The sequence below is a fragment of the Flavobacterium sp. CF108 genome (genome assembly GCF_900129795.1).
Classification (GTDB): Bacteria; Bacteroidota; Bacteroidia; order Flavobacteriales; family Flavobacteriaceae; genus Flavobacterium.
Genome location: NZ_FQWW01000002.1, coordinates 228,813 through 247,834, shown reverse-complemented (window position 1 = coordinate 247,834; position 19,022 = coordinate 228,813). Strand labels below are relative to the sequence as shown.

19 protein-coding genes are annotated in these 19,022 nt (G+C 33.0%); 8 read left to right on the top strand and 11 right to left on the bottom strand.

The features are described from left to right. Positions 1–18 precede the first annotated feature (18 nt). Together BUE10_RS06365 and BUE10_RS06360 are read left to right on the top strand one after the other, a co-directional pair. Positions 19–852 (top strand): LA_2272 family surface repeat-containing protein, encoded by an 834-nt coding sequence (locus BUE10_RS06365; protein WP_073483421.1) that lies wholly within the window; start codon positions 19–21, stop codon positions 850–852. Between the two features lie 12 nt (positions 853–864). Beyond that, on the top strand, positions 865–1,464 hold the full coding sequence (locus BUE10_RS06360; RefSeq protein ID WP_073483419.1) for a CDP-alcohol phosphatidyltransferase family protein: 600 nt from the start codon (positions 865–867) through the stop codon (positions 1,462–1,464). A 72-nt stretch (positions 1,465–1,536) separates the two neighbouring features. On the opposite strand, the gene BUE10_RS06355 is transcribed toward BUE10_RS06360, so the two are convergent. The 5 genes from BUE10_RS06355 to BUE10_RS06335 form a co-directional block, all read right to left on the bottom strand. Further along, positions 1,537–3,672 (bottom strand): polyribonucleotide nucleotidyltransferase, encoded by a 2,136-nt coding sequence (locus BUE10_RS06355; protein WP_073484175.1) that lies wholly within the window; start codon positions 3,670–3,672, stop codon positions 1,537–1,539. A 160-nt stretch (positions 3,673–3,832) separates the two neighbouring features. After that, positions 3,833–4,099, bottom strand: a complete 267-nt coding sequence (gene rpsO, locus BUE10_RS06350; RefSeq protein ID WP_007804772.1) for a 30S ribosomal protein S15 — start codon at positions 4,097–4,099, stop codon at positions 3,833–3,835. Positions 4,100–4,276: 177 nt separating this feature from the next. Further along, complete coding sequence (locus tag BUE10_RS06345) at positions 4,277–5,227, bottom strand: energy transducer TonB (protein ID WP_073483417.1); 951 nt, start codon at positions 5,225–5,227, stop codon at positions 4,277–4,279. A 96-nt stretch (positions 5,228–5,323) separates the two neighbouring features. Next, positions 5,324–6,019, bottom strand: coding sequence for a toxin-antitoxin system YwqK family antitoxin (locus BUE10_RS06340; RefSeq protein WP_073483415.1), 696 nt, complete (start codon positions 6,017–6,019; stop codon positions 5,324–5,326). Between the two features lie 35 nt (positions 6,020–6,054). Further along, positions 6,055–6,510 (bottom strand): GAF domain-containing protein, encoded by a 456-nt coding sequence (locus tag BUE10_RS06335; protein ID WP_053470045.1) that lies wholly within the window; start codon positions 6,508–6,510, stop codon positions 6,055–6,057. Positions 6,511–6,581: 71 nt separating this feature from the next. Between BUE10_RS06335 and xrtF the strand changes: the two genes are divergently transcribed. The 6 genes from xrtF (at position 6,582) to BUE10_RS06305 (ending at position 11,318) form a co-directional block, all read left to right on the top strand. Next, positions 6,582–7,118, top strand: coding sequence for an exosortase family protein XrtF (gene xrtF / locus BUE10_RS06330; RefSeq protein ID WP_073483413.1), 537 nt, complete (start codon positions 6,582–6,584; stop codon positions 7,116–7,118). Continuing rightward, positions 7,108–7,554, top strand: coding sequence for an exosortase F system-associated membrane protein (locus BUE10_RS06325; RefSeq protein ID WP_073483411.1), 447 nt, complete (start codon positions 7,108–7,110; stop codon positions 7,552–7,554). The genes xrtF and BUE10_RS06325 overlap by 11 nt, the downstream gene beginning before the upstream one ends. A gap of 46 nt (positions 7,555–7,600) precedes the next feature. Beyond that, positions 7,601–7,996, top strand: a complete 396-nt coding sequence (locus BUE10_RS06320; RefSeq protein WP_073483410.1) for an HYC_CC_PP family protein — start codon at positions 7,601–7,603, stop codon at positions 7,994–7,996. Positions 7,997–8,110: 114 nt separating this feature from the next. Continuing rightward, the gene (locus BUE10_RS06315) at positions 8,111–10,117 is read left to right on the top strand and encodes a TonB-dependent receptor plug domain-containing protein (protein ID WP_073483408.1); all 2,007 of its coding nucleotides are present in this window, start codon (positions 8,111–8,113) and stop codon (positions 10,115–10,117) included. Between the two features lie 45 nt (positions 10,118–10,162). After that, entirely contained in the window at positions 10,163–10,507 is a 345-nt protein-coding gene (locus BUE10_RS06310) for a heavy-metal-associated domain-containing protein (protein WP_073483406.1), read from the top strand. 130 nt (positions 10,508–10,637) lie between these two features. Beyond that, a complete protein-coding gene (locus tag BUE10_RS06305) occupies positions 10,638–11,318 on the top strand; it encodes a DedA family protein (RefSeq protein ID WP_073483403.1) in 681 nt (226 codons plus the stop codon). Between the two features lie 337 nt (positions 11,319–11,655). Here BUE10_RS06305 and rodA read toward each other — a convergent pair whose 3' ends face one another. The 6 genes from rodA to purH all read right to left on the bottom strand — a co-directional run bounded on the left by rodA (position 11,656) and on the right by purH (position 18,921). Then, positions 11,656–12,891, bottom strand: a complete 1,236-nt coding sequence (gene rodA, locus BUE10_RS06300) for a rod shape-determining protein RodA (protein ID WP_073483401.1) — start codon at positions 12,889–12,891, stop codon at positions 11,656–11,658. A gap of 11 nt (positions 12,892–12,902) precedes the next feature. Further along, positions 12,903–14,870 carry a penicillin-binding protein 2 gene (gene mrdA / locus BUE10_RS06295; RefSeq protein ID WP_073483399.1) on the bottom strand — a complete coding sequence of 656 codons (1,968 nt, stop codon included), beginning with the start codon at positions 14,868–14,870 and terminating at the stop codon, positions 12,903–12,905. Then, positions 14,867–15,373, bottom strand: a complete 507-nt coding sequence (locus tag BUE10_RS06290) for a rod shape-determining protein MreD (RefSeq protein WP_073483397.1) — start codon at positions 15,371–15,373, stop codon at positions 14,867–14,869. The genes mrdA and BUE10_RS06290 overlap by 4 nt, the downstream gene beginning before the upstream one ends. After that, positions 15,366–16,196 (bottom strand): rod shape-determining protein MreC, encoded by an 831-nt coding sequence (gene mreC / locus BUE10_RS06285; protein ID WP_073483395.1) that lies wholly within the window; start codon positions 16,194–16,196, stop codon positions 15,366–15,368. Before mreC ends, BUE10_RS06290 begins: the two co-directional genes overlap by 8 nt. Positions 16,197–16,308: 112 nt before the next feature. Then, positions 16,309–17,337, bottom strand: coding sequence for a rod shape-determining protein (locus BUE10_RS06280; protein ID WP_007804822.1), 1,029 nt, complete (start codon positions 17,335–17,337; stop codon positions 16,309–16,311). A gap of 57 nt (positions 17,338–17,394) precedes the next feature. Next, positions 17,395–18,921, bottom strand: a complete 1,527-nt coding sequence (gene purH / locus BUE10_RS06275) for a bifunctional phosphoribosylaminoimidazolecarboxamide formyltransferase/IMP cyclohydrolase (RefSeq protein WP_073483393.1) — start codon at positions 18,919–18,921, stop codon at positions 17,395–17,397. Between the last annotated feature and the right edge of the window lie 101 nt (positions 18,922–19,022).

Genomic DNA, 19,022 nt, shown 5'->3' with positions numbered 1-19,022 from the left:
AATTTTAAAAGAAATAGTATGAAAATTATAAATCAAGTTATGAGCGCCAATTCTTTTGGTCGTTTTCACAGAGTACAGTTTGTAGGTCTTTTCTTGTTTACCGGCTTTTGTTTTGGACAAGATGGTTCGTCAAAAGTCAAGGATACCTTAGTCAGTAATATTTCGGAAAATCCTTCTGTAGAATTTGATGGAAAAGATATTGACCTGCATTATTTCAGATGGAAATCTAATAATAACTTAAGAAATGACAGTATAAAGATTTTTAGTCTGTCTCCAATATCAAGAAGAGTTAATAAAGTAAATGGTTTTGCTCTGGGAGTAGGCCATTATGAGAATGAAAAAATTAAACTCCAAACAATTAATGGATTAAACGTTGAAGCGAGTCCTCTGTCAGTCGCTTTATTTACAATTTCAATTAATGTTCCGTTTGAGTCTTTTTTGGTTGGAATTAATGACAATGTTATTAGTAACGTCGCTTTTTTTGATGATCAAACCAGTACTTATATTAAGATAAACGGTTTAAATATTAGTTCGGGAGGATTTATGGGCGGTGCAGAATTAAGAGGTATAAATATTTCTATAATTTCTGGAATGAATAAAATGAACGGATTCTCTGTTGGAGGAATATTGAATACAAAGAGCTTTTCTGGTGTGAGTATTTCGGGTTTAGCAAATATATCTGATTCGGGAAATGGAATTCAAATTGGGCCATCAAACGTTTCCAGACGACATAACGGAATTCAAATAGGATTGTTTAATAATTCTAAAGAATTGCGAGGAATGCAATTTGGTCTTTGGAACACAAATGGAAAACGTAAACTTCCTTTTTTTAACTGGCAGTTTAAGAAATAAAAAATAAAACAAATGAAAAATATACCAATCTCGCTTATCACTTTCAGGCTTTTATTAGGGCCAATTTTAATAATGCTAACGTATAATTATGGAACTGAAATTAGAAAAGAACTTGTTGTTTTAATCTTTTTGGGATTATTGTCTGATATTTTTGACGGCATTATTGCCCGCCGGTTAGGAACTTCTTCAGAAAAACTTCGAAGAATGGACAGTCAGACAGATTTAGTTTTTTGGTTGTGCGTTGCTTGGTGTTCGTGGATATTAAATCCCGAAATAATAATAGAAAATGCACTGCCTATTGCCTTGATTTTTATAATGGAAGCATTGACTTATGTTTTCAGCTTTATGAAATTTGGTAAAGAAACCTGTACACATGCATTTCTTTCTAAATTATGGGGAATAACGTTATTGCTTGCTTTTGTTGGAATGATAGGTTTTGGATATTCTGGAATTACTTTTTCTTTAGCAATTATTTTTGGAATTGTTGGTCATATAGATGTTTTGCTTATCATCTTAATTCTTCCAAAATGGACATTTGATGTTCCTAGCTGTTATCATGCCTATTTGATTCGTAACAAAATTCCTTTCAAAAAGAATAAGCTTTTTAATTAAACTTAAAAACCCCAATTCAACTAAATGAATTGGGGTTTTCTATGAATAAACCTTTAGTAAACTAAGATCTGATTACTCTTTTTTGTCCTCACGTGGAGGTCTTGGAACAAGTGCTTTTTTAGACACTTTTTCTTTTTTAGTTTTAGGGTCAACTCCTAAGTATTTCACTTGGAAAACATCTCCCATTTTAACTACATCGGCAACGTTTTCAGTACGTTCCCAAGCAAGTTCAGATACGTGAAGTAATACCTCGTTTCCTGGTGCAGCAGTATATTCTACAACAGCTCCAAAATCAAGCATTTTGATTACTTTAACTTCGTATGCTTCTCCTAATTGTGGTTTGAAAGTGATAGAAGCAATTTTTGCTAATACCGCTTCAATTCCAGCAGGATCTGTACCTAAGATTTCGATAACACCTTGCTCATCAACTTCGTTGATTACAATAGTTGTTCCAGTAGCTTTTTGTAATTCCTGAATTACTTTTCCACCAGGTCCAATTAATGCTCCAATAAAGTTTCCAGGAATAGTTCTGGTAATGATTTTTGGTGCATGAGCTTTTACGTCAGCTCTTGGAGCAGCGATAGTCTCAGTTAATTTTCCTAAAATGTGTAAACGTCCTTCACGTGCCTGCCCTAAAGCCTGCTCCATAATGTCATAACGTAAACCATCAATTTTGATGTCCATTTGACAAGCTGTGATACCATCAGCAGTTCCAGTTACTTTAAAGTCCATATCTCCTAAGTGATCTTCATCACCTAAAATATCAGACAATACAGCAAATTTCTCTCCATCAGTAATCAATCCCATAGCAATTCCAGAAACTGGTTTTACCATTTGAACTCCAGCATCCATTAAAGCCATTGTTCCAGCACAAACTGTCGCCATAGAAGAAGAACCGTTAGATTCTAAAACCTCAGAAACAACACGAATTGTATAAGGACAATCAGCAGGGATCATATTTTTTAAAGCTCTTTGAGCTAAGTTACCGTGACCAACTTCTCTTCTTGAAGTTCCTCTTAGTGGTTTTGCTTCACCAGTTGAGAAAGGAGGGAAGTTATAGTGTAAGTAGAATTTCTCTTCACCTTGTTCAGATGGAGAATCGATTTGGTTTGCTTCTCTAGATGTTCCTAAAGTTACAGTTGCCAAAGCCTGAGTTTCTCCACGAGTAAATAAAGATGAACCGTGAACTCTTGGTAAATAATCAGTTTCGCACCAAATAGGTCTGATGTCTGTAGTTTTTCTGCCATCTAAACGAACACCTAATTCTAATACTACATTACGAACAGCTTCTTTGTTTGTTTTGTAGAAATATTTAGAAACTAAATCACCGTCAGCTGCTAATTCTTCTTCAGTAAATAAAGCTTTAACTTCTTCTTTTACTTCAGCAAATGCAGCACCTCTTTCGTGTTTAGCCGAACCAACTTTTGCAATAGCATAAATTTTATCGTATGCAGCAGCTTTTACTTTTTTATAGATTTCTTCGTTTTCTTTCTCACCTTCGTAAGTACGAATTTCTTTTTTACCAAAAGCAGCTTGTAAACGTAATTGTGCCTGGATTTGAACTTTAATAGCTTCGTGAGCAAATTTAATTGCTTCAACCATTTCAGCTTCTGAAATTTCTTTCATCTCACCTTCAACCATTGCAACAGAATCCATAGAAGCTCCAATCATCATATCGATGTCAGATTTTTCTAAGTCTACTCTGCTTGGGTTGATCACAAATTTCCCGTCGATACGTGCAACACGTACTTCAGAAATTAAGTTGTAAAATGGAATATCTGAAACAGCTAATGCTGCAGATGCAGCTAAACCAGCTAAAGCGTCTGGCATAACTTCTTCGTCATGAGACATTAACTGAATCATAACTTGTGTTTCAGCATGGTAATCGTCTGGGAAAAGCGGACGTAAAACACGGTCAACTAATCTCATTGTTAATACTTCGCTGTCGCTTGGACGTGCTTCTCTTTTGAAGAAACCTCCCGGGAAACGACCTGCTGCTGCGAATTTTTCGCGGTAATCTACCGTTAACGGTAAAAAATCAACGCCTGGGTTTGATGTGCGAGCTGAAACTGCTGTTGCAAGAATCATTGTGTCGCCCATTCTTACTACTACAGAACCATCAGCTTGTTTTGCTAAACGTCCTGTCTCGATTGTGATGCTTCTGCCATCACCTAAATCGATCTTTTCTACAAATAATTGTGGAATCATAAATTTTTCCTTATTGGTTATACAATGGGTTTTAGTTGTGTTGTAGTTGTTGTGTGTAGTTGTTGTTTCTAAAACCCAATGAAAAACCAAACTTTTTTTTATAAAATGCTTGTAATGTAAAAACAAAAAGAGGCACTCTCGCACCTCTTTTCTATATTGATTATTTTCTGATATTCAATACTTTGATAATCTCACGATATCTGTTGATCTCTTTCTTTTTCAAGTAATCTAACAAAGCTCTTCTTTTACCTACTAATAGTACAAGAGAACGCTCAGTGTTGTAATCGTGACGATTTTTTTTCAAGTGTTCAGTTAAGTGAGAAATTCTGTAAGTGAACAATGCAATTTGACCTTCTGCGCTTCCAGTGTTTGTTGCACCACCGTGTTGTGCGAAAATCTCTTCTTTCTTTTCTTTAGTTAAATACATTCCAATATTATTTAATGATTTTTATGTATGTCATACATCCTTTGTAAGACGGGTGCAAAATTACATCTTTTTTCCGAAAAAATAAATTTAAACTTTGAAAATTTTAATAATTAGTCAATTTCAGGTAAAAATAATTCTTTTTTAATGTTTTAGGGATTCACTTTTTGTTTAAAAGTGCTAATTTGTCGGAGCTATCGTCAACGGTAATGAATAAAGAACTTTTACGGGAATACCTCTTCTTATGCCTGGACTCCATTTTTTCGCGCCTTTAATTACACTAATTGCATTTTCGTCTAATCCGTAGCCCAATCCCTTTAATATTTTTGGTTCAACCAGATTTCCTTCTTCATCTACAGTGAAAGTTAAATATATCTTTCCAAAAACCTTATTTCTTGCTTCAACTGGTATAACCATAGATCTTCCAACATACGTGTAAAAAGAATTTATACCTTTTTTTGGACTTGGAGGCTGGTCTCTGATGGTATAAGGGTGCTCAATGTTTAAAGAATCCAAGCTAATTCCTGAAACTAATTTGCCATTTTCATAAGTTTCTGTAAAACTTGATTTCTTTTCCAAATACTTTCCTTTCCAAATCCCATCAGGCAACCCATCTTTTATCTTTCCGCTTTCTTCGGAATATTCATTTGCATATGTATAATCTCCATTGCCGTAGGTTACGATTTGTTCTTTTTGAGGATTCCAGAAATTGTTGAGCTTGCACTCAACTTCTCCTTTTTTATTTTCGAAATATTCAATTTCTGATTTGATATTTCCGTTTTCGTACCAATTGAATTCTTTTCCTGTTTTTTTGAGCTTTGCAAAAGTTACAGTCGACTTTTTGTTGCCATTTTCATAATACGACATAAATGGCCCATCTAGTCTAATGACATCTTTGTCTAAAGTTGTTCCTATACATTTAATTGCTTTAGATTTGTAATATTCTTTATAATTATACGATTTCTTATCAGTATAATAATCTTCAATAATCCTAATATATTTATAGTCTACTGCTGAACTTTCCACATAAGAAGAGTCCAGAAATATTACTCTACTTTCTGAAAGAAGTGATTGAGAAAAAAGTTGGTTAGAAATAAAAAGAAAAAATAATACGCGTAAAATAGCTTTCATGTTAGGTTTATTAATGAAAAATCTAAAGTAGTATTTTTAATACAAATAAACAAGAATTCAGCGTTTGCTAATTAAAGTGATCTTTGTTTTTAATTGCTATTTTAATTTCAAGACTTTTTTACCTGTTTGTTTCTCATTTAAGGAGGAGTAAGAAAGTTTTACATTGTTTTCGTCTATACTTGTTCCTGAAATTAAAACTCCCTGATCGTAATTATCTGTAAATGAAATTTTACGTAAAGCATCGTTTCCAACCCAAACACCTTGTTTTAAACCGTTTTTAATGATTCCTTTTTGGGTCACAAACTTATCGGTTTCTTCATATTCTCCATTCCCATCAACTACAGTTTGGTTTTTATTTTCATCCCAAAAATTAAGAATTAAAGTTTGAGCTGTTTTGGTTTTAGGATTCCACGAATTCTGTTTCTCCCATTTTTTGCTTTGGTTTTCATACCAATTAATCTCTTTGCCTACTTTATGATCGTCAGAATAATTTACAACAGATTCTTTTGATCCATTTTTAAAATAACAAATAAACTCGCCATCCTTTTTTAAAATGTCTCTGTCTAAAGTACAGCCCGTCATTTTTTTTCTGCCGTTTTTGTAAAAATCAGTAACGACATACCGTACACTTTTTTGAGAATAATTCGTAATTACTCTTGTGTAAGTGTAATTTTCAGGTGTAGTTTCACGATTTAACGAGTCAAGAAAAATCTTTTTCGAGACCATGTTAATCTGCCCAAATAGATTGACTGAACTTATAAGAAGAAATATGATGAATACATTTTTTTTCATTCAGATCTATTTTTTATACATTAAAAATAGCTCTTCTAGAATAACTTAGCAACTTCTTGGTTAACAAACTCCAAAAATCTTTCGTCAGCTTCTGTAAAAGGATCAATTACGTGGCTGTCAATATCAATTTGACCAATGTTTATTCCATTTACAAAAAGAGGAACAACGATTTCTGATTTTACAGTTAAACTGCAGGCAATATAATTATCTTGTGCTTTTACATCTGGCACAACAAAATTTGCATTGCTTTCAGCAACTTGTCCGCAAATTCCTTTACCAAAAGGAATAACAGTATGATCTGTTTCAGCACCTACATACGGGCCTAAATGAAGTGTTTTGTTTTCGTGATTTGCAAAATAAAAACCAACCCAGTTGTAATATTCTACATTTTCGTTTAATAATTGGCAGACAGCTAATAGTTTTTCATCTCTAACTTTATTATTATCAGATACTATAGCACTTATTTTTGGTTGTAATTCTTGAAATGTCATGATTTGAAAATTTTATACAAAAGTATTTAAAGCTGAACTCAAAAAATACATAAATTTGAAAAAAAAATCTGTTGAAAAAATATCTAGCCCAATTCAAGCCGTTTTTAATTTTTATAGGTACTTTTTTTGCAGCTTACATTGCATTAACGCTATTATATAAATTTTATTTGAACAGTTTTAAAGCAGATGAAGTCGACGGAATTACAAATTTAGTTGGCCGTAATGTCGAGCAGCTGCTTCACGCCTTTAATTTTGATGTAAAAATTCAAAAAAGCTTTTCCAGTTCCTGGTTAGAAGTTCTGTATAACAATCATTACATTGTTCGAATTATTGAAGGCTGCAATGCTATAAGTGTTATTATCTTGTTTATTGCTTTCGTGCTTGCTTTTTCTGGGAAATTTAAAGTTACCTTATATTATATCCTGTTCGGAATCGTGTTTATTTATCTTTTAAATATTGCCCGAATCGCTTTATTGACCATTTTGTTATTTCATTTTCCCGAAAAAAATCATCTTTTGCACGGTGTTCTTTTTCCGTTAATTATTTACGGAACTGTTTTTATTTTATGGATTATTTGGGTTAATAAATTTTCGAAGTATGCTAAATAAAATAAGAGAAGAAAAAACGAAAGTTTTCATTTCAATACTTGTTATTTGCTGTTTCGGGTTGATAAGAGCTTTTGAAAGTTCCCTGTTTTATGATCCCTTCTTAGAATATTTTGAATCTGATTTTAATAATATAAAATTACCAGAAGTCGATTCGTTAAAACTTTTTCTGAATCTTTTACTTCGGTTTGTTTTAAACACGGCGTTATCTCTTATTCTAATTTATACCCTTTTTAGGGATAAAGGAATTTTAATCTTTAGTTCCTTTTTATACGCATTTTTTTCAGTTGTTCTTTTCGGGATGTTTTTTATAATTGTCGAATATTTTCCGGAGAAAAGCTGGCTGTTGTTTTATGTTCGAAGATTTATCATTCAGCCTATATTTGTGCTTTTGTTTATTCCTGCATTTTACTATCAGCTTCAAAATTTAAAAAAATAACATTTCATTTAAATTTTATCTGAGTCTTTTTAAATACTTTTGCAGTATGAGAAAAAAGTGCACAGTTTTATTTTTAGCGTTCCTATTGTTGGTTTCCAACATTGGGTTTGCTTTTGATGTGCATTACTGCGGAGGAAAAATTGCTTCCGTTTCTTTAAATACTTCGGCTTCTGCATCACCAGAGAAAAAATGCTGTGGTGAAAAAGAAAAAAAATCATCTTGCTGCAAGGACAAAGTTGTAAAATTTGAAAAAAAATCAAGCGATGCAACTTTTAAGGTTTTCTTTTTCCAGCTTGCATTTCCGGCTGTAATTCAGGAATACAAACCAATTGCATTTTTGTCAATTCCAAACTTCAAAAACAATCAGGTTATTTCGTATTATTCTGATGCGAATGCGCCCCCCTTATTCAAATTATACAATCAATACATTTTTTATTCCTGATTTTAATGTTTAGAATCAAGCCTTCTTTCTATGGCTTGCAATGAATGTTTTAGTGTTTCTTATTCTACAGAAACCTAAAAGCAGAATTTCTAAATAACATTAAAATCTTTTTTTATGCCAAAAAATATCATGCTTTTTGCGATGTTTTTACTTTCGGTTTCTATGTTTTCACAAGAAAATTTAGAGGAAGTAAAAGTCAAAAAAAAGCAAAAAGGAATTACAAAATCCTATACCGTAACCGCAAATACATCTTTAATTACGAGTAAAGAACTCTTAAAAGCAGCATGTTGTAATCTTGCCGAAAGTTTTGAGACAAATCCGTCTATTGATGTCAATTTTTCTGATGCTTTAACAGGAACGAAACAAATCAAAATGCTGGGTTTAACAAGTCCGTATTTAATGATTACCGAAGAAAATATTCCTTCGGTTCGCGGAGCGTCGCAAGCCTATGGTTTGTCTTTTACACCCGGAACCTGGATCGAAAGTGTTCAAATTACCAAAGGCGCCGGAAGCGTTATTAATGGTTACGAAAGTATTTCGGGACAAATAAATACCGAACTCTTAAAACCATTAAGTGATATTCCGTTTTTCCTGAATGCCTACGGTTCAACCGATTCAAGATTTGAATTGAATACACATTTTAATAAAAAGTTATCTGATAAATGGGCGACAAGTCTATTTGTTCATGGAAATGCTCGTGTTGCTAAAAACGATATGAATGATGACGGATTTTTAGATAATCCCTTAGGAAAACAAATCAATGTTTTAAACCGATATCAATATTATGATCCCGAAAGTGGTTTAGTGAGTTTTATCAATTTCAGATATATGAATGATAAAAAGCAGACTGGAGAAGTTGATTTTGATAAAGACCGCGATCGCGGAACTACAAATCATTGGGGTTCAGAAATTAATACAGAACGTTTTGATGTGTCTACAAAAATTGGATATGTTTTTAAAGATATGCCTTATCAAAGCATCGGTTTTCAAAATGCTTTCAACAGCCATAAACAAGATTCATATTTTGGTTTAAATCAATATGATATTAAGCAGAATAGTTTTTATTCGAATTTAATTTTCAATTCGATTATCAATAATACGAAGCATAAATTTACTACTGGTTTAAATTTTTCATACGATCAATATCAGGAGTTTGTAAATGTTACAGATTACAGCCGAATCGATAATTCGGTTGGGGCATTTTTTGAATATACGTATGATAATACAGATGACTTCAGTATAATTTTAGGAGGAAGAGTTGACAATCATAACCGTTTAGGATTATTTGCTACGCCAAGACTTCATGTTAGATACAATCCATGGAAAAATGGAGTAATTCGTTTTTCTGCAGGAAGAGGAAAACGTTCCGCTAATATCTTTGCCGAGAATCAGCAGCTTTTCGCCAGTTCCAGAACCTTTTCAATTTTAGATAACAACGGAAAAATTTATGGTTTAAATCCGGAAATTGCATGGAATTACGGAGTTAGCTTTTCGCAGAAATTTAAACTTTTCGGTAAAAATGCCGATGCGGGATTCGATATCTACAGAACCGATTTTCAAAATCAGGCCGTTGTAGATTTAATGCAGAGTCCGCAAGAAGTTTTGTTTTATAATTTAAAAGGAAGTTCTTTTGCCAATAGTATTCAGGTAGAATTTAATTACGAGTTAATTCATAACTTAAATTTAAGAACAGCTTATAAATACTATGACATTCAAACCGATTATTTAAGAGGAACTTTTCAGCGTCCGCTTCAGGCAAAACATCGTTTTCTAGGGAATTTAGAATACGAAACAACTTTGAATAATGACAAACAATGGAAGTTTGATTATACTTTTAATTGGTCTGGAAAACAACAGCTTCCGTACACAGCGTCAAATCCTGCTGAAGATCAGTTTCCTGATTTCTCGCCTTCGTATGCTGTTATGAATGCTCAGGTTACAAGGGTTTTCTCGCCAGTTTTTGAGGTTTATATTGGAGGAGAAAATATTGGAAATTACAAACAACAAAAAGCGATTTTAGGAGCAAATGATCCTTTTGGACCAAATTTTGATGCTTCTGTTGCTTATGCACCAATTTTTGGGCAGATGTATTACGCCGGATTACGATTTAAAATAAAATAAATATATCAATATCAATAATAAATTTATAACACTAAATAATAGACAATGAAAAATTTGATTTTAATAGCAATGATAACTTTTTTAGGATTTTCGGCTCAGGCTCAAACTAAAAAAAATAAAAATTTAAAATATACTGTCGAAGTTAACGGAAACTGCGAACAATGTAAAAAACGTATTGAAAAAGCTGCATTTGGAGTTCCGGGTGTAAAAACTGCTTCTTGGGATATTAGCACACATCAGCTTACTGTGATTTTAAACGAAGAAAAATCTTCCCCACAGGATTTGAATGCTGCAATTGCAAAAGTGGGGCATGATACTAAAGAAGTAAAAGCCACCGATGCCGATTATGAAAATCTTCATTCTTGCTGTAAGTATGAGAGAGAAAAATAATTTTAAAAGCCCGAGTTAATCTTCGGGCTTTTTTATATAGTTAATTTATCTTTAAAATATGGCTTTTAATTGTGGTTAAGGTAAATAATTGTTAATTTCACAAACTTATAAGTATAACCAAATTCGTTTTATGAATAATTTTGAGTGGACCCAGTTACTAAACCCTGAATTCTATATAACTTTAAGTATCGGAGGTTTTGAGATTGGGTTGTTTATTGTTCTGTTTATTGTTTTTGCCGAAACAGGACTTTTTGCAGGTTTCTTTCTTCCAGGAGATAGTTTGCTTTTTCTAGCTGGAATTTATAGCCGAGACTTAATTCAAAATGTTGTTTATATTCCTGGAGATTTTATCAATGTATTTTTACTTTCTACTGCCGTAGCAATTATGGGAGTTTTTGGAAATATGACTGGTTATTGGTTTGGAGCAAAAAGCGGTTATTATTTATTTAAAAAAGAAGATACATTTTGGTTTAAGAAAAAATACCTTTTGCAATCAAAAGATTTCTTTGAAAAATACGGTGGAAAAGCAATTATTTACGCACGTTTCCTTCCAATATTCAGAACTTTCGCGCCAATTATTGCCGGAATAGTTTCTATGGATAAAAAGAAATTCATGTTCTATAACATTTTAAGTTCTTTCTTGTGGTCATTCATTTTGATCTTTGCCGGACATTATTTGTACGGTGTATTTCTAAAACAAGGGATTGATTTAAAAGAACATATTGAATACATTATCATTATAATTGTTCTGATATCTACATTCCCGGTTTTACTTAAACTTTTAAAGAAAAGGCCAACTGAAAAAATATAATTTCAACAGAAAATAAAAAAGTCCGAAGCTTAAAAACTTCGGACTTTTTTATTTTCTGATTATTTAGATATGATTCGATTTAAATATCATCGGTTGAATAATATTATTGCATTTTAAATATAGCTCACGGTTTCAACCGTGGGACGCAATATATGTAATTGTGATTTGTATTCAATCCATTCGTTTCCCACGGTTGAAACCGTGGGCTATGTTTACAGAATGAAATTTCAGTTGCTACAGCTTTTGATTAAAATTGTTTGCTATCTGGTGCAGAAGAAAACTTCTAAAAATTAAATTGTAATAGAATTCACAATTCACAATTCACAATTATTAAATCCTACCATTCATTAACCTTATTAGCATCCATTTTTAAGAAGATGAACAATAAGATAGTGAATCCCCAAAGTCCCGAACCACCATAAGAAAAGAAGGGCAGAGGAACCCCAATTGTTGGGAAAACACCAATAACCATGGCAATATTTACAAAGAAGTGTATAAATAAAATTCCGGCGACGCAATAACCATAAACCCGGCTGAATTTAGTCTTTTGCCTTTCTGCCAAATAAATTACTCTCAGGAATAAACCCGTAAAAAGTAAAATCACAACTAGAGAACCCGTAAATCCCCATTCTTCACCAACAGTTGTAAAAATGTAATCGGTATGCTGTTCAGGAACGAATCCTCCTTTGGTTTGCGTTCCTTCTAAAAAGCCTTTTCCAAACCATCCTCCGGATCCAATAGCAATTTCAGATTGATTAGTATTATAACCAATACCTTTCATGTCAACGCTTTTTCCTAAAAGAATATTAAAACGATCTCTATGGTGCTGTTTAAATACATTGTCGAATACATAATCAACAGAAAGAACAAATCCAGAGATAAGCGCCAATAAAATAGCACTTAAAAGAAGATTTCTATCAACAGCTCTTCCCTTAAAATGTATAATGATCAGAACACCCAGTGCTATTAAAATAACAACATAAGGTTCTAGAATAAGTGTTAATACAAATAACAGAATGGTGATGAAACCAGTCCAAACGTACCAAGACGGCAATCCTTCTCTAAATAAAACCAAAATAAAAACGCTGTAAATTAAAGCGCTTCCCGGATCGGGCTGTGGTAAAATAAGTAATACCGGCAGAAATACAATTGCTAAAGCCTGAAACTGCCTGTTTGTTTCTTTAAGGTTAATTTGTGTATCACTTAAATATTTGGCTAATGCCAATGATGTAGCAGCTTTTGCAAACTCTGACGGCTGAAGCGTAAAACTTCCTATAGCATACCAGCATCGCTGACCGGCAATTGTTTTTCCAAAGAGAAACAATCCGGCCAAAGACAATAATGCCACACCAAAAATAATACTAGCGTATTTTTCGTAAAATTTTCCATCAACAAAAAGCACAACAAAAATTAGTGGAATTGTACATCCAATAAAAATTAATTGTTTTTGATACGTCCCATCGGTTGATAATAATGAGGAGGAATAAATATTCAGCCACCCCAATGTTACCAGCGCAATGTAGATAAAGACACTTATCCAGTCAATGTTATTTTTTACACTTTGATTTTTCATTTGAAATAATCTTAATTTTCTTTAGTAGTGTCTATTGTTGTTTTTTTAATTTCTGTTTTTGGAGCAGTTACCGTTTTAGGAACTACAATCTTAGCTTTTAAAACAGAATCTTTTGGTGTCGATTCGATTGCGCTTGCTTCGTTCATTCCGCCTAATTTAGCATATTCCGCGGCTAAACTTTTGTTTAAAACACGAACCTCCAAATCAGTTCTTGTGATTTTCTTTCTTAAATATTTTTCAATCATTAAACTGGCAATCGGCCCCGCAACAGTTGCTCCAAAACCTCCATTTTCAATCATAACTGCAATTGCAATTTTCGGATTGTCTTTTGGTGCAAAAGCCACAAATATAGAGTGATCTTTAAGCTTTTCTCTTTTGCCGTTTATTTTGGCATAATTCTCAGCTGTTCCTGTTTTTCCGCAAATATCAATTCCGTTTACTCTAAGAGCGTAAGCAGTACCTTTGTTGTAAACATCAAATAACCCGCTAATAACTGGTGGGAAATATTTTTGATCAATAGTTGTCGTATGCCTTTCTGTAAATTTAGGATCAATTTTCTTGCCCTCAATTTTTTTAATGATGTGAGGCGTATAATAATATCCCTGATTCGCAACTGTTGCCATCATATTTGCTAACTGAATAGGGGTCATTAAAACCTCTCCCTGACCAATAGCGTTTGATACAATGGTTGAGCTTCGCCAGCCGCCGTTAGGATAAATTCTTTTATATGTTTTTGATGTTGGAATATTACCTTTTTTACCCGTTGGTAAATCATATCCCATAAATTGTCCTAAACCAAAACTTTTTACGTGACTGCTCCAAACATCAACAGCTTTGCCCGGATCTGAGTATTTGTTAATCGTTAACATATAAGCCTGTCCAAAGTAAGTGTTGCAGGAATTGTAAATTCCATTATGCAATTGATGAGGTCCAAAACCGTGGCATTTCATAAAACGACCACCTCCATAACTAAATCCATGATAACACATAAAAGTAGTCTGCTCGTTGATAACACCTTCTTGAAGCGCCACTAAACCGGTTAGAATTTTAAACGGAGAACCCGGAGGATACTCTGCTAAAAGGCCGCGGTCATATAAAGGTTTTGCGATAGAATCATGATATAACAGCGTGTAGTTTTTAGATCTTTGTCTTCCAACCAAAATACCTGGATCATAAGAAGGAGCAGTAACTAGTGCTAATATTTCACCAGATTTTGGTTCAATAGCAACAATTCCGCCTCGTTTATTAATCATTAATTCTTCACCGTACTTTTGAAGTTCAGCATCAATACTTAAATTGATGTCTTCTCCGGCAACGGCAATAGTGTCGTATTTTCCTTCTTTGTAGGCACCAATTTCTCGGTTATATTTATCCTTTTGAATATATTTTACACCTTTAATTCCGCGCAAAATATCTTCGTAACTTTCTTCTACACCCTGTTTTCCAATTAAATCACCACTGTTGTAATATGGATTCTTTTTAATTAAGTTCTCGTTTACCTGAGTAATGAAACCAAAAATGTTAGCGCCATAATCTACTTCGTAGTCACGAAGAGAACGCTTTTGAAAATAGAAACCTTCATACTTTCTGATTTTCTCCTGAAAGGCAGCAAATTCGGTTTTATTTAACTGAGATAAAAATACAGATGGAAGCCTTGGGCTGTAAACTCTGGCCTTTGCAATTCTTTTTTCGTAATCTTCTCGTGTAATGTTTAAAAGTGCACAGAATTCATTCACATTAAGGTTTTCTTTGATATCTCTTGGGATTACCATGATATCATATGAAGCCTGATTGGCAACTAATAACTTACCATTTCTGTCATAAATATAGCCGCGTTCCGGATAGTCATAGACTTTCTTAATCGCATTATTTTCTGATTTCAATTTGAATGAATCATCAACAATTTGCAGATAAAATATCCGAATCACTAGCAAAGATGCTGCAATAATAATTAAAGAGGGCAGCAGAACTTTTCTCATCGTTTATTGGGCTTAATAATATAAATTATTATAATTGAAGTGATTATTGTAAAAATAGAACTAAATAGTGTTCGTAGTAAAATGTCGAATATGAACTTAAACTGAAAAGCTTCTAATGTAAATAGTACAATATGATGTAATAAAACAGAAACTAATATAAATGAAAACCGTTCTGGTGTTAAAGATTCATTCAGTTTAATAGTTTGATATTCGTAACTTAATCCGAACGAAAACTTAAAAATATACGGTCGATAGTAAGCAAGAATCACACAAGCTGTAGCGTGAATTCCACCAGAATTACAAAACATATCCATTACTAATCCTAATAAAAAGCTGGAAATAATTAATCCCGCTCTGTTACTGTTTACCGGATATAAAATAATGTACAGGATATATGGAAAAGGACTTATGTATCCTAGAAAATTCATGTTGTTAAAAATAACAATCTGAATTGCCAGCAACATAATAAATCGAAAAATATTTACTAACAAAGCGCTACTCATTTTTTTCCTTGCTTTTGTTTTCTAGATTAATAAGTTCTTCTCTGTCCTTACTCTTGATAATGTATACGTGACCTAAGTTTGTCATATCGTTAAAAAGTTTAACTCTTATAACATAAAAACTTGAATTGTCTTTTTTGTATATATTTTCTACAGTACCAATATTGATTCCTTCCGGAAAAATTACAGATTGTCCTCCGGTAACAATAGTATCTCCTTTTCTTACTGAGGCTAATCTAGGAACATCTTCCAGTTGTACAAATCCAGTACTTTTTCCGTCCCAGGTTAAAGAACCAAAGTGATTTGTCTTTTTTAGTTTAGCATTTATCTGTGATTTCATATTCAAAATGCTCACTACAGTTGAGTAATTTGTTGAAGTGTTGTCGATAACTCCAATAATTCCTAAGCTGTTAATAACACCCATATCTTGTTTAACTCCTTCTTTATTTCCGGAGTTAAGTGTAATGAAGTTTTCGTGTGTGCTGTAAGAGTTGTGAATTACTTTTGAAACGATAATATCTGCAGGTTTTACTCCTTTAATGCTATCTGGTAATGGTGCTTTTGTTGTGTCTTCTTTATTGAATAAAAGACTTTTTAACCTTGCGTTTTCAAGTACAAGTTCGTCGTTTTCGGTTCTTAAATTCAAATATTCGTTTACATGATTGATTCTTTCATAAACACCTCCGCTCAAAAAATTTGCGGAACTGATTACTCTGCTTCTGTGGTACGAATGCGATTGAATTGTGAGAGTCAACGAAATACCTAAAAGCAGCAAAAACAGCAATCGATTACTGTTTCTTATAATGAAATTAAAAATTTGCTGCATTTCGTGTCTGGTTATTTTGTTTCAGGATATGCTTTAAGGTTTCAAATTTTATTAAGGTCAAATATTAGAAATTTGACCCTAATAAAAGTATATTGATTGTTATTTTTGAATCTTATTTGATTAAGATACTTTTAAATTTTGCGATGTTTTTAAGCGCCATTCCTGTACCGCGAACAACTGCTCTTAACGGATCTTCGGCAATGTAAACTGGTAAATCTGTTTTTTGAGAAATACGTTTGTCAAGACCTCTTAACATAGATCCTCCACCAGCTAAATAAATACCAGTATTGTAAATATCGGCAGCTAACTCAGGAGGAGTTTGAGATAATGTTTCCATTACTGCATCCTCAATACGCTGAATAGATTTATCTAATGCTTTTGCAATTTCACGGTAAGAAACATCAACTTGTTTTGGTTTCCCTGTAAGTAAGTCTCTACCCTGAACTGACATATCTTCTGGCGGTCCGTCTAAATCTTCGATAGCCGCTCCAATTTGAATTTTAATTTTTTCAGCAGTACTTTCTCCTACGAAAAGGTTATGCTGTGTACGCATGTAATAAACAATATCATTTGTGAAAACGTCCCCTGCAATTTTTACAGATTTGTCGCAAACAATTCCGCCTAATGCGATAACGGCAATTTCTGTTGTACCACCCCCAATATCAACAATCATGTTTCCTTTTGGCTGCATGATATCGATACCAATACCAATTGCGGCTGCCATTGGCTCGTGAATCAAATAAACTTCTTTTCCGTTTACTCTTTCACAAGATTCTTTTACCGCTCTCATCTCCACCTCCGTAATACCAGAAGGAATACAAACTACCATGCGTAATGCAGGAGTAAACATTCTCTTTTTTAATGCAGGAATACTTTTAATGAACATGTTGATCATTTTTTCCGAAGCATCAAAATCGGCAATTACACCATCTTTTAAAGGCCTTATGGTCTTGATGTTTTCATGCGTTTTACCTTGCATCATGTTGGCTTCCTTACCAACAGCAATGATTTTGCCTGATATTCTATCACGTGCAACGATTGACGGACTATCAATAACAACTTTATCATTATGAATGATTAAAGTGTTTGCGGTACCAAGGTCTATCGCAATATCCTCGGTCATGAAATCAAAAAATCCCATAAGTTTTTTAGGGGTTTAAAATGTTATAAAATAATTTATCGAACAAAGTTAAACAAATTAATGTTTAAAATGACGTGTTCCTGTAAATACCATTGCAAGATTATTTTCATTGCAATAATTTATGCTTAATTCATCTTTTATCGAACCTCCCGGCTGAATTACTGCGGTTATTCCTGCTTTTTTAGCTAATTCTACACAATCCGGAAATGGGAAAAATGCGTCACTTGCCATTGAAGCTCCAGTTAAATCAAATCCAAAAGCTTTTGCTTTGTCAACTGCTTGAACTAAAGCATCAACTCTTGAAGTCTGACCTGTACCAGATGAAATTAATGTTCCGTTTTTTGCAAAAACAATGGTATTTGATTTTGTATTCTTGCAAATTTTTGATGCAAAGATCAAATCTTCGATCTCCTGAGCAGTAGGTTCTGTTATTGTAACGGTTTTTAAATGCTCTTTATTATCTGTAATATTATTTCTGTCCTGAATTAACAAACCATTAAGACATGTTCTAACTTGTCTTGAAGGTAATTCAACTTCATTTTGAACTAAAATAATTCTGTTTTTCTTTTCTTGTAAAACAGTAATCGCTTCATCATCATAATTTGGAGCAATTACAACTTCGCAGAATAATTTGTTGATTTCCTGTGCTGTAGCTAAATCAATTTTAGTATTTGAGATCAAAACACCTCCAAAAGCAGATGTAGGATCACAAGCCAAAGCTGCTAAATAAGCTTCGCTGATGGTTTTTCTTGACGCTAAACCACAAGCATTATTATGTTTTAAAATAGCAAATGTTGGTCCGTCAGTTTTAAATTCAGCAATTAAGTTAACTGCAGCATCAACATCCAATAAGTTGTTGTAAGATAACTCTTTTCCGTGAACTTTTTTGAACATAGCGTCAAAATCTCCAAAGAAAAATCCTTTTTGATGTGGGTTTTCTCCATATCTTAAAACCTGTCCGTTATCAATACTTTCTTTGTAGATTGTTTCATCTGTATTGAAATAGTTAAAAATAGCACCGTCATAGTGAGATGAAACGTGGAACGCTTTAGTCGCTAACAATCTTCTGTTTTCAAGAGTTGTAGCACCATTTTGCTCTGTAATTAAATCTAAAAGTAAGCTGTATTCGTTAACCGAAGCAACAATTACAGTGTCTTTGAAGTTTTTTGCACCGGCACGGATTAAAGAAATTCCGCCAATGTCAATTTTTTCAATAATATCTTGTTCGCTTGCACCAGAAGCAACTGTTTTTTCAAAAGGATACAAATCAACAATTACTAAATCAATCTGAGGGATGTCAAATTCTTTCATTTGCTGCACATCACTTTCATTATCCTGACGATTTAAAATTCCGCCAAAAATTTTCGGATGTAAAGTTTTTACCCTTCCGCCAAGAATTTCAGGGAAAGAAGTAATGTCTTCAACAGGAACTACCGGAATTCCTAGGTTTTTAATAAAATCTTCTGTTCCTCCAGTTGAGTAAAGTGTTACGTTTTGTTCGTGTAATTTTCTAACGATTGGTTCTAATCCATCTTTCGAAAAAACAGATATTAACGCTGATTGTATTTTTTTAGTTGTGCTCATTGTGTAGTTATGATTTTCAGACTGCAAAAGTAGTTTTTTTATATATTATTTTAAAAGAAATTAATGTAACATTCTCTTAAAAAAATCTACTGATGAGTAAG